This window comes from Lederbergia galactosidilytica (assembly GCF_017873565.1).
Lineage (GTDB): Bacteria > Bacillota > Bacilli > Bacillales > Bacillaceae_C > Lederbergia > Lederbergia galactosidilytica.
Map to the genome: position 1 here is coordinate 1 of NZ_JAGGKH010000032.1, position 12202 is coordinate 12202.

At 38.5% G+C, this 12202-nt stretch carries 12 protein-coding genes; 3 read left to right on the top strand and 9 right to left on the bottom strand.

All coding sequences use genetic code 11. The features are described from left to right. Nucleotides 1–298 precede the first annotated feature (298 nt). Both groL and groES read right to left on the bottom strand, forming a co-directional pair. Nucleotides 299–1930: a chaperonin GroEL gene (gene groL, locus J2Z23_RS21150; RefSeq protein WP_057985925.1), complete on the bottom strand. Its 1632-nt coding sequence runs from the start codon at nt 1928–1930 to the stop codon at nt 299–301. Between the two features lie 34 nt (nt 1931–1964). After that, a complete protein-coding gene (groES, locus tag J2Z23_RS21155; RefSeq protein ID WP_057994068.1) occupies nt 1965–2249 on the bottom strand; it encodes a co-chaperone GroES in 285 nt (94 codons plus the stop codon). Between the two features lie 443 nt (nt 2250–2692). On the opposite strand from groES, the gene J2Z23_RS21160 reads away from it, so the two are divergent. Both J2Z23_RS21160 and J2Z23_RS21165 read left to right on the top strand, forming a co-directional pair. Then, nucleotides 2693–3427 (top strand): CPBP family intramembrane glutamic endopeptidase, encoded by a 735-nt coding sequence (locus J2Z23_RS21160; protein ID WP_209975205.1) that lies wholly within the window; start codon nt 2693–2695, stop codon nt 3425–3427. Beyond that, nucleotides 3427–3621 carry a YdiK family protein gene (locus J2Z23_RS21165; protein ID WP_209975207.1) on the top strand — a complete coding sequence of 65 codons (195 nt, stop codon included), beginning with the start codon at nt 3427–3429 and terminating at the stop codon, nt 3619–3621. Before J2Z23_RS21160 ends, J2Z23_RS21165 begins: the two co-directional genes overlap by 1 nt. Before the next feature lie 57 nt (nt 3622–3678). On the opposite strand, the gene tatC is transcribed toward J2Z23_RS21165, so the two are convergent. From tatC to moaC, 4 genes are all read right to left on the bottom strand, one after another. Continuing rightward, entirely contained in the window at nt 3679–4428 is a 750-nt protein-coding gene (gene tatC / locus J2Z23_RS21170; RefSeq protein WP_057986223.1) for a twin-arginine translocase subunit TatC, read from the bottom strand. Nucleotides 4429–4445: 17 nt separating this feature from the next. Further along, nucleotides 4446–4622, bottom strand: coding sequence for a twin-arginine translocase TatA/TatE family subunit (locus tag J2Z23_RS21175; protein WP_057985919.1), 177 nt, complete (start codon nt 4620–4622; stop codon nt 4446–4448). A 224-nt stretch (nt 4623–4846) separates the two neighbouring features. Then, complete coding sequence (locus J2Z23_RS21180; protein WP_057985917.1) at nt 4847–5527, bottom strand: redox-sensing transcriptional repressor Rex; 681 nt, start codon at nt 5525–5527, stop codon at nt 4847–4849. Nucleotides 5528–5863: 336 nt separating this feature from the next. Next, a complete protein-coding gene (moaC, locus tag J2Z23_RS21185) occupies nt 5864–6346 on the bottom strand; it encodes a cyclic pyranopterin monophosphate synthase MoaC (RefSeq protein ID WP_083492387.1) in 483 nt (160 codons plus the stop codon). A 281-nt stretch (nt 6347–6627) separates the two neighbouring features. Between moaC and J2Z23_RS21190 the strand changes: the two genes are divergently transcribed. Further along, entirely contained in the window at nt 6628–8559 is a 1932-nt protein-coding gene (locus tag J2Z23_RS21190; protein WP_209975209.1) for an ABC-F family ATP-binding cassette domain-containing protein, read from the top strand. A 413-nt stretch (nt 8560–8972) separates the two neighbouring features. On the opposite strand, the gene J2Z23_RS21195 is transcribed toward J2Z23_RS21190, so the two are convergent. From J2Z23_RS21195 to J2Z23_RS21205, 3 genes are all read right to left on the bottom strand, one after another. Beyond that, nucleotides 8973–10055, bottom strand: a complete 1083-nt coding sequence (locus J2Z23_RS21195) for a glycoside hydrolase family 16 protein (RefSeq protein ID WP_209975211.1) — start codon at nt 10053–10055, stop codon at nt 8973–8975. A gap of 305 nt (nt 10056–10360) precedes the next feature. Then, on the bottom strand, nt 10361–11614 hold the full coding sequence (locus J2Z23_RS21200) for a glycosyltransferase family A protein (RefSeq protein ID WP_338018456.1): 1254 nt from the start codon (nt 11612–11614) through the stop codon (nt 10361–10363). A 107-nt stretch (nt 11615–11721) separates the two neighbouring features. Further along, the gene (locus J2Z23_RS21205) at nt 11722–12177 is read right to left on the bottom strand and encodes a dTDP-4-dehydrorhamnose 3,5-epimerase family protein (RefSeq protein ID WP_209975245.1); all 456 of its coding nucleotides are present in this window, start codon (nt 12175–12177) and stop codon (nt 11722–11724) included. Nucleotides 12178–12202 lie beyond the last annotated feature (25 nt).

The window sequence follows — 12202 nt, forward strand, 5'->3', positions numbered from 1 at the left end:
AAACTATAGTAATAGCCGTTCACTCTTTGAAAAAACATAAGAATAACAGCTATTTGTCATGCGTACCGAAAAAGGTACGTTTATTTTTATATTTCAGGCTTACGATATAGAAACGACTAGGGCAACCTATACTCACGTTATCAACAAAAAAATGCCTCCGAAAAAGTCGAGGGACTTTATGGAGACATTCTCAAAAAAGTTACGGTTTGAACTTAATGTGATATTTCTGGGATATTTTCATCACACACATATTAAGCAACTTATAAACCTCGTTAACACTACGTTTATAGGTAGATGATTACATCATGCCGCCCATTCCACCCATGCCGCCCATGTCAGGCATTGCAGGTGCGCCGCCTTCTTCTGGTTTGTCGGCTACAACGGCTTCTGTTGTAAGTAGCATAGAAGCTACAGAAGCTGCGTTTTGTAGAGCAGAACGTGTTACTTTCGTTGGGTCCACGATACCAGCGTCGATCATGTTCACCCATTCGTTTGTAGCTGCGTTGAAGCCAATGCCAACTTCTTCTTTTTTGAGGCGTTCAACAACTACAGAACCTTCTAGACCTGCATTATGAGCGATTTGGCGAACTGGCTCTTCTAGGGAACGAAGAACGATTTTCACACCAGTGTCAACATCGCCTTCTGCTTGGATGCTTTCTACTTTATGGTAGACATTCACAAGCGCTGTACCTCCACCAGATACGATTCCTTCTTCAACAGCTGCACGGGTTGCGTTTAGGGCATCTTCAATGCGAAGTTTGCGCTCTTTCAATTCTGTTTCAGTTGCAGCACCAACTTTGATTAGGGCTACACCGCCAGCTAGTTTTGCTAGGCGCTCTTGTAGTTTTTCTTTATCGAAGTCAGAAGTTGTTTCCTCGATTTGCGCACGGATTTGGCTAACACGTGCACCGATTTCTGCAGAATCGCCACTTCCTTCAACGATTGTTGTGTTTTCTTTTGTCACAACAACTTTAGAAGCACGTCCAAGTGAATCGATCGTTGCAGATTTAAGGTCAAGACCAAGGTCTTCCGTAATTACTTGACCACCTGTTAGGATCGAGATATCTTCAAGCATTGCTTTACGACGGTCACCAAAGCCAGGAGCTTTAACGGCTACAACGTTGAATGTACCGCGGATCTTGTTCAATACAAGTGTTGCAAGGGCTTCCCCTTCAACATCTTCAGCAATCATCAATAGAGGTTTGCCTTGTTGAACAACTTGTTCAAGTACAGGAAGGATTTCTTGGATGTTCGAAATCTTCTTATCTGTAATAAGGATATAAGGATTTTCTAGAACAGCTTCCATTTTGTCAGAATCTGTTACCATGTAAGGAGACGCATAGCCACGGTCAAATTCCATACCTTCTACAACATCAAGCTCTGTTGCGAAGCCTTTAGATTCTTCGATTGTAATGACACCATCTTTACCAACACGTTCCATTGCTTCAGCAATCAATTGACCTACTTCTTCATCACCAGAAGAAATAGAAGCAACTTGTGCGATGGATTCTTTATCATCAATTTGCTTAGAAATAGTACGTAGTTCTTCGATCGCAGCAACAACTGCTTTTTCGATTCCTTTTTTCACGCCAACAGGATTCGCACCCGCTGCAACGTTTTTCAAGCCTTCACGGATCATTGCTTGTGCAAGTACAGTAGCTGTAGTTGTACCGTCCCCTGCTACATCATTTGTTTTGCTTGCTACTTCAGATACTAGTTTGGCACCCATGTTTTCGAACGCATCTTCTAGTTCGATTTCTTTAGCAATAGTCACACCATCATTCGTGATAAGTGGAGAACCGAATTTTTTCTCAAGAACAACATTACGTCCTTTTGGTCCCAAAGTTACTTTTACGGCATCTGCTAATTGGTCAACACCACGAAGCAGCGCACGACGTGCATCTTCTGAAAACTTCATTTCTTTTGCCATAATCGAATGACCTCCCTATTAGATTAAATATTCATTAACCAACGATTGCTAATATGTCAGATTCACGTAGAATCAAGTATTCTGTTCCTTGGTATTTCACTTCTGTTCCAGCATATTTAGAGAAAATAATGCGATCACCTTCAGAGACTTCAAGAGCAACTTGCTCACCGCTATCTAGTACTCGACCTGAACCAACCGCAACGATTTTCCCTTCTTGTGGCTTTTCCTTTGCTGTTTCCGGAAGGACGATACCGCTTGCTGTTTTTTCTTCCGACTCTACTAGTTCAATAATAACGCGATCACCTAATGGTTTTAACAAGTGAAACAACCTCCTTAAGTAAGTATGTAGATTATTATATTTATTGTTAGCACTCTACCTTATCGAGTGCTAACACAGTTATTATCATAATGAATTCAGATATATTTTGCAAGTCCTAAGCTTTCTTTTTCTGAAAAAATCTTTCCCCACCTATCTACATAAACTGTCAAAAGGTTCCAACTCTAAGATTACCCTTCTTTTCCATCTTTTAATACAAATAAAAATATGTAGCTCTCGTTTTATCTAATTTTACGAAAGTCATTTGAATTGAATGGCGCTTCGTTTATTAGTAAAATATAAGTTACGTCTTATAACATACAGAACGACCACTCATACTCATCACTTTCTCACATAAGGGTTATAATAGAGTGGTATTAGTGTTAGAAGAATTTTTTATTGTCACATGCTGGTTCTATCTGAATCATAGAGAAGGGACTTTTTATATGAATAAAAAATACATATATGTTGTCATTGCTTTCTTAGCAATGCACTTATCCGCCTTTATCGGGGTTCCTCTATTATTCTTTTTAGGTGTTCTCGCCTTTGAAGTTCCCCAAGATACGATGATGATTTGGTCTACAAGTATTTGGACAGTGCTAAGTTTTATACTGGGATTGGTTGTGATTCTCCTTATTCTAAGAAAGGCTGAGCCTTCTACGAAAGTAGAGCGTGCTACTCCCCTTCCATTAAGCCTCTCGATTCTTTGGGGAATTGGCGGTGTCTTTATTGCACTGTTTGCGCAAGTTGCCGCAGTCGGAATTGAGTATCTTATCGGTATTGACCCTGGGTCAGAGAATACACAACAGATTATGGAAATGATTGAGAAAATGCCGATTGTCATCATCGCGAGTTCCTTAATCGGACCTATCCTTGAGGAAATTGTTTTTCGTAAAGTCATTTTCGGATCTTTATATAATCGATTCCCTTTCTGGGCAGCGGCACTCATTAGTTCACTTGCCTTTTCGATTGCCCATATAGAACCGACACATTTAATTTTATACGCGGCAATGGGTTTCACTTTTTCCTTCTTATATGTCAAGACAAAGAGAATTATTGTCCCGATTATTTCTCATATGCTTATGAACACATTTGTGACTATTAATACATTTTTGCTTGACCCGGAAGATCTAAATAAAGTTCCCGAGCAAGTGCAAGCGTGGATTGGAGGGATCTTTTAATGCGATCACCATTTTTCTCGGGTTTGATCTATATCGCACTAGGCAGTACCTTTACCGTTTTTGCCATCCAACAAGTGATTAGCAGTGATTGGGGCTTTTTTGTCTATGTTCTATTGATTTTTGCGACCTTTGATTTTGGAGCAGGCTTCCGATTAATCGGACTTCATTTTCGGATAAAAAAGAAAAACAAATAAAAAAACAGGGTCACTTCAAATGAGGTGACCCTGTTTTTTGGGAATAGCTTTTACTCTTTATTCCTCCTGTTCTGCTCTTTGCTTCGCTTTCTGCGCTTTTTTATAACCGATCTTGGAAATCCACACACTTATTTCATAAAGAATAAGTAATGGTACGGTTACCATCATATGAGATAACACATCTGGCGGTGTAATAAAGGCAGCTATAACTAATAGAACAAAATAGGCGTATTTACGAATTTTCGTTAAATACTCGGGCGTAATAATCCCTAGTCTTGTTAAGAATAAGAGCAAGACAGGCAATTGGAAAAGCAATCCAAATGGAATGGTAATTTGAAATAGAAATTGAAAATATTCATTGATTCCTATCGTTGTTTCAATCCCCATACTCCCCGAAAGATTCAACATAAACCGAATAACAAACGGAAATAAGATAAAATAAGAAAAAGAAATCCCTGCCAAAAATAATAGAACAGAAACTGGTATATAGCTCAGGGTAGCTCTTCTTTCCCTGGCTAATAAACCGGGACTAATAAACGCCCAAAGTTGATATAAAATCACAGGCGAAGTGAGAAGGATCCCAATTAAAAAGGTTGTTTGCATATATACCTTAAATGGATCTGTTGGTTTAAAAGCGTTCATCACTAATTCTTGAACAGCGCTCGCTTCCTGTAGGTAACGGATCAATGGCTGTGAAAGAAAAAAGCCAATGATTGAAGCCAATACGAAGAAAACGACGATGATCATCAGCCGTTTTCTTAATTCCTCTATATGCTCGAGAATGCTCATATTATCATTCTGATTCATCACAATTTTTCATCCCATCAACGGTCGGCGTCTTTCTTGTCCTTGTCCTCTTCATCTGCTAGACCCTTTGTAGCGTTTTTAAATTCACGCAAAGTATTACCTGCTGCCTTTCCAAGCTCTGGTAATTTTTTCGGGCCAAATATTAAGACTGCAACAAATGCGATAATGAGTAAACTTCCCCATCCTGCACCCATTTGCGCCCACCTCCTTTTATAGTGCATGTTCAAAAATGAGAATAAAAAGCAACAAAAAGTTCAAAGGAGCCTAACTTCGTCCACAAGGAAAGAATCATTGCGACCGCAACACGTACCTTTTCCAGATGCGGAGAAGCCAGCCTGCTAAGAAATTCATATTGGCATTTTTACTGGACTTTTTGAACATCCTCTTATAGTAATCATTTTAGCCGATTTAACAAAATTTATCTATCCTCTGACTCTTCTTCTTGTGAATTTTCCGTGTCCGGATTTGGATAATTTTTCAGGAAGTAAATGAGCGACTGTAATTCTACAGCAAGATCGATATGATGAACACGAATAGATGGTGGAACCGTCAATCTTGCTGGGGTAAAGTTCAAAATCCCTTTTACGGTCGTTTTAGTCAATCGATCTGTTACTTGTTGGGCTACTTGAGAAGGAACGGTTAATATAATCGCACTTACAGCTTCCTTATTTAATCGGTCTTCAAGCTCAGTTAAATCATAAACAGGCACATCACTAATGGTTGTACCAATTTTCTCGGGATCAACCTCAAAGGCCATGGCAATTTTGGTATTATTATTTTTTAAAAAGTTATAATTCAAAAAGGCGGTACCTAGATTTCCCACACCTACTAGAGCGACCTTAGTTAACTCATCTTGATCTAAGGTTTTTGCGAAGAAATTTAATAAATAGTTGACATTATACCCATACCCTTTTTTTCCAAGCGCACCAAAATAAGAAAAGTCCCGGCGAATAGTAGCCGAATCTACTTTCACGGCTTCACTTAACTGCGCCGAGGAAACACGCTGTTTTCCTGATGCATGCAAATTTTTAATAAAACGATAATAAAGTGGCAAACGTTTAGCCGTCGCCTGAGGAATTTTCATTGATTCATCGTTCATGGTTCACCCTCCTTATAGGAAATGCAGAAAAATCTGCCCATTAATTAACTTAAGAATGTAACGTTCTCTGATGAGAAAAGGTAAAATAGTAAAAAATAAGCCAGTACTAGCTTATCGCAAAGAGAAAACATCATTCGCTAGGTGCTGAAGCTAAACAAGGAATGCGGGAGCATCTTGGGGTTTTTAGTAGAACAGCTAATGTCACTACTTCCTACAGAGACGCCGTTCTGACCCGCATCTTGCGGGCCCTGACAAGTACATGTTCCTAGTAAAAGTTGGCTTTAGACTTTTACTAGCAGATTGTTTTTACCGCGATAAACTGAGAATCTTCTCCAGCTATCTTCTATAGTCGTGCCCTGAAGTTCCACCTGTTTTTTCAACTAGGTAAGTTTTTCCTATAATCAAGCCTTTATCTACAGCTTTACACATATCATACACGGTAAGTGCCGCTACTGAAGCCGCTGTCAGTGCCTCCATCTCTACCCCTGTATGGCCTTTTGTTTTTACTGTAGATTGAATATTTAAAATCCATTTATCTTCTTCTTGTAACCAGTTAAAAGAAAGGTCAATGCCTTTTAGAGGGATTGGATGGCACATTGGAATAATATCCCATGTTTTTTTAGCGGCCATTATTCCCGCCACTTGTGCAACTGCAAGGACATCCCCTTTTTTCATTTGATTATTTGTAATCTGCTCATAGAGTTGTTGACTTACTTCAATACTTGAATGGGCTATTGCTGTACGAGTGGTCTCAGGTTTTTCACTAACATCCACCATCTTTGCTCTGCCCTCTTCATTTAAATGTGTTAATTTTTTCACGCAGTCCACCTCTGTACTATCATACACTATTTTCTTCAAACTGTCTTTTTCTATTTCTTGATAGGAAAAGCGCAAGGCGTCCGTCTATCGGCGACAAGCAAATGTTACTATACCTAGAAAGGATGCAATTTCCCTTAATAGATTCAGGGTTATTTGACCTCCGGCCGATGACGCCCGGGACTAGATCTAGCATAAGCCAATTTCTATACTTTTTTATCTTGCTAGCAAACATTGCTCCATCCCTATTCATTATTGTAAACTATTTATAGGAGTGAATGATGATGATGTTATTGCAGTTACAACAAATTACTAAATATTTTGGTGCAGAACGCATATTATCGGAGATAAAATTAGAAGTAAAAACACGGGATCGTGTAGCACTTGTTGGTCGTAATGGTGCAGGTAAATCTACTCTTTTAAAAATTATTGCTGGGCAGCTCTCCTATGATTCTGGACAAATTGTCCGCCCCAAAGGGGTTACGATTGGTTATTTGGCGCAAAACACCGGATTAGAATCTAGTAGAGTCATTTGGGACGAAATGCTAACGGTGTTCGCAGGAGTTCAAAAAATGGAAAAAGAAATTCGCCAACTGGAATTAAAGATGGCAGATCCAAGCCACTATGAGAATGCCGAACTTGCCGAATCAATTTTTCATGAATATGATCTCTTACAAGAAAAGTTTAAAGCTGCTGGTGGATATCAATATGAATCAGATATTCGCTCAGTTTTACATGGCATGCGCTATTATGAGCAGGATTATCAAACGAAAATATCGACATTAAGTGGCGGACAGAAAACGAGATTAGCTTTAGCCAAGCTTTTACTTACGAAACCAGATATTTTAATATTAGATGAGCCAACGAATCATTTGGATATTGAGACTCTTTCTTGGCTAGAACAGTATTTACAAAGCTATGAAGGTGCAATATTAATTGTTTCCCATGACCGCTATTTTCTTGATAAAGTCGTTGACCAAGTATACGAGCTATCAAGAAATGAAATGACTAAATATCATGGCAACTACAGTCAATATTTAATGAAGAAGGCAGAAATCTATGAGCGTGATTTAAAACGATTTGAAAAACAACAAGATGAAATCGCGAAAATGCAAGATTTTATTCAACGTAATTTAGCGAGAGCCTCGACAACAAAAAGAGCGCAAAGCCGGCGAAAGCAATTAGAAAAAATGCAGGTTCTCGATCGCCCTAGCGGTGGAGAGCAATCAGCGACTTTCCACTTTGATATTGAACGACAAAGTGGCAATGATGTAATGAAAATAAAAGAAGCGATAATTGGATACAATGGACAAGCATTAGCAAAGAATATTGATTTTAATATGGAGCGTAAAGATAGCATCGCCTTAGTTGGACCAAACGGTGTCGGCAAATCCACTTTATTAAAAACGCTTATTAAGAAACTTCCTCTTCTTTCAGGACAGGTTGATTATGGCACGAATGTCACGATTAGTTACTATGACCAAGAGCAAGCTGAATTATCATCCAATAAGACTGTACTCCAGGAGTTATGGGATCATTACCCAGTAAAAGAAGAAAAGGAAATTCGAACCGTGCTTGGGAATTTTCTATTTAGTGGGGATGATGTGCAAAAAATCGTTTCTACTTTAAGTGGAGGAGAGAAAGCTCGGCTTGCACTTGCCATCCTGATGCTTGAAAAGGGGAACGTGCTTATTTTGGATGAGCCCACCAATCATCTCGATTTAGATAGCAAAGAAGTACTAGAAAATGCGCTTGTGGATTATCCCGGCACTTTACTATTTGTCTCCCATGACCGTTATTTTATTAACCGCATTGCCACAAAGGTAATTGAGTTATCCACAGATGGCACAACAGAATATTTAGGTGACTATGATTATTATGTGGATAAAAAGCAAGAAATGATAGAATTAGCGGAATTGGCAGAAAAAGACCGTTCAGAAATGTTACCAAAAGACACGGCTAAAAAACGGTCTTTTCAAGAAGAAAAGGAATTGAAAAAGCTTGAGAGGCAAAGAAAAAGAAGAATAGAAGAAATTGAACAACAATTGCATGAAAAAGAAGAAAAAGTAGCTGAGCTTGAAGAGGAATTATGCCTGCCCAATGTATTCGAAGACCATGAAAAAGTCCTGGAAATCAATGAACAAATGGAAGCCTTGAAGAATGAAATTGAGCAATTATTAGAAGAGTGGACAGAATTAGCTGAACTTCTACAATAACTTAAATAATTTAAACCAAAAAACTAGCAAGCATGATCCCGTTTAAACATACCCTTTACAGGGTATATGTTAATTAGGAATGTGCTTGCTTTTTAATTGTGGGATAGGCTTCTACACGAGACAAATGGATGCAACACTCTCCCTTTCTAACTATTAAATGAAAAAGTTACCCACAGAGTTATGCACACTATCAACATTTATTTCTAGCCGTTTTTCAAAGTTTTGCACATTATCCACAAAACTGTAGAGATTTATCCACTAATCTGATTTAAACCTATTATAATGCGATTTTCTTATCCTCGTAGAAACATTATCCACATTTTTATCCACAGGAAAAAGTTATATGAATTTAGAATGTATACGTTCATATACACATCGTGCTTTAAAGCAAGAGTAAACGTGTATTTCTGCTTTTAATATTCTTCCCAATCGACGATTAAACGGTCAACTGCTCCTTGTAACCTTAGATAAGCATGTTCTGTGAGCCACTCTTTTTCTTGTTGTGAACTTAGAAGATTTTTTAATCCTTTTGCATGCTTTACAACCTTCTCTAGCCTTTTAGTATGTTCAAAGTGTTGCAAAGCCGTGAGATGTGTGATGATGTCCCTGGCAGCCTGGGGATTTGTGAATGAGTGCTTGCTTTTCAATTGTTCTACTTCTTTTACTATATCAAGGGCACTGTACACATCTCTTTCATACACTCGCACGTAATCAACTACCATTTGATCTGGGAGGGTTGCATTTTCAATCTTCCCACCCCATTCTCCCACTTCTGCGGAAAGTTGAACAAAGGAAGGGACTTCAGAAATTCCCCCTGCGTTAGTCCTCCAAGTAATTTGATCATCTACATAAAAAATATATTCATCTTTTGTCCATTCCAATGCAAAGGTATGGTAGCCTTCATAAATTCCTGGAACATGTATATCTTGACCAGCACTTTTATGATGTTCTTCATAGCCATCCCAATGAAGAGCATGACTAATCGTATCATTATTCCTATATGCATAAGGGGTTTCAAAAATATCAATTTCGGTTCCATCCCTACCTTCGTTCCCAACTTCATGTGCTCCATCTGTCATCAGCCAAAATGCACTCCAAAAACCTTCCTCTTTTGGTAACTTAGCTCGAATTTCGTAGTAACCATACGCCTGCTCAAACTTATCTCTTGTATTAATGGCACCTGAATAATATTCTCCATCTCGTTCACTGATTTGAATAATGAGGTGGCCCTCTCCATCTAAAAAAGATTCTTCATCTGACCACCATCCATCTTTTCGTTTCCATTCAGGGGATCGTGACCATTTAGTAAAATCTAATTCATCTCCTGAAAAATTGTCTTCAAACGTTAATTTCCATCCCGGCTTGTCAGAATCGGTTGTTTCAATTAGCTGATTATTTTCTTTGTCAGCAGCTAATATTGGATTCGCTGCACCGCCTAGCCCAATTGCTACAGCAAATACCATACATAAGCCGCTATACAAATAGCTTTTCAGCATAGATACCTCCTCCTTAACCTTTTATTGAATTTAAGTATTTAGACATCAGAACTCGCTTAATTGTCAACGTATTATCATTGTAGTAAGTGGGATTATTTTCAGATCGTCCTATCAATATATGTGCATTATTAATCAATTATAACGACACTGGGCTTAACTAAAATGTTCAGAATAAAGGGGACAGATCATATCCAGGCAAATCTTATCGCCAGCCTGCAGTGTGCAAACTAGCGATAAGACAGACTTTTTTAGCAAAGCTTGTTTTTCTGATGCTTTTCATTCACTTATTAGCAAAATCAATCGGCTCATTTAAATGGCTGACCCATTTCGTATTGTTTGAGAATGTTTCTTGGAATATGGACAGGTTTATCCAGAAATTTTAATCTTGCTAACACTTTTTGTTCCATTGCGTGAAATTGCGAATCAAGCAGGATCCAAGATCGATTATGATGTCGATATATTCTATTTTCGGGAAGCCACTTTGCCAATTGAACATCGATAGGTGAGCCATTGGGAAAGTTCTCCAATTTCGCGGAATGAATCTGAACTATTTCATTCATATTGAAACGATACCTTCTTAATGCAGAGAGATTGACTATCGGCCTCTTCTTATTTCTTTCTAAATAAAAAAGCTTCCCAAGCTCATCTTGATAAAGACGAAAGCAGGGCAATCGATTGTCTGGATCGACCTCTTCTCCCTCTTCATATTGAAATAGGAACGGATCTGGGAGTGTCACAATTTTTCTCGGATCATATTTGAATAAGGTTAACATTTCCGGTTGCAGTAGACGCCTCTTTCCTGCTTCTATGACATAGACATCTTTTCCCATCCCTTTTACTATAAGGCCATCTGGAAGTACCATGGGAAGGTTTTGAAACAACGTTTGAACAGACTGTGGTGTTTTGTACGTAATATCTAATACCTTAGATAGAGAATAAAACGGCTGGAAGATATTCAATCGCTGCCAAAATACAGCATCCCCCCTACACCAATGTCTCAGATCATCATCCCAATAACTACCAAACTGCTCCTGCACTTGCTCAACAACCCCTCGTGTATGCATAACCGAGCAATGGTCAACTATATCTGCTGCATGAGTAAGATTCTCTTTTGCTTCTCTTATAAATTCCTTTAAACAAATCATCTGTTCGTTTACCACTTTCACTTGTTGTGATGAATATACGATCTCAACACCTGGATTCTCTTCTATAAAAGCCACCATTTCTTCGAGGCGAGTAGGTACGTAAATCGTATCATCTGTTAAATAAGTGAGATACTGTCCTTTAGACAAAGAAATGGCTTCGTTAATCATTGTTGCATATCTTGTTGTTTGATAACGTTCCTCATCCTTGATCTCGCTATTTCGGTAAAAAATTCGTGGATCCCCTAAATAATGCTGGATCATTTCAACCGTTTCGAAATGAGAGTGATCATCCATAATCCACAGTTCCCATTCCGTCATTGTTTGGTTAAGTACACTTTCAATTGCTTTTTTAAGAAATAGTGGTTTATTATAACTTGTTAGGATGACAGATACTTTAGGTTCTATGCATGGCACCCCCCTTCTTACTATTAAAAGGTTAACTAACGATTAAAAGCTTTGGGAACCTGTCCATAGCAGTCGGTTCCATTAGTTTTTTGACCATGTACTCTTATTGATTCACACTAACGATTAGCTGTTTCCCAATTAAAGCCAATTTCCTTATCATTCCATGGAATTCTTTTTTCGTCCGGATTTTCACGATTATATGATTCCGTTGTAAAGTAAATAATCGTCGCGGGATTTGGGCCAAGAACTCGGTATCCATGTGCGACACCTTTTGGAATAAGAAGGAGAATCGGATTAGTCTCTCCCATATAAAACACATTCGTCTCGCCCTTTGTGCTTGAACCTTTCCGTAAATCGTATAGTACGACTTGTGCATGACCTGATGGGAAAAACCAAAGATCATCTTGCTTTTCATGATAATGGAAAGCCTTAATAACGCCTGGATAACTCATGGACCAAGACGCTTGACCAAATCGTTCCAAAATATGATCATCATCACGGACCAATTCGGCAAAAAAACCACGATCATCGCTATGTTTCACAATTTTTTTAACAACTACACCATCAATCAAATTCATTCTCTTCCTCCTCGTTTTT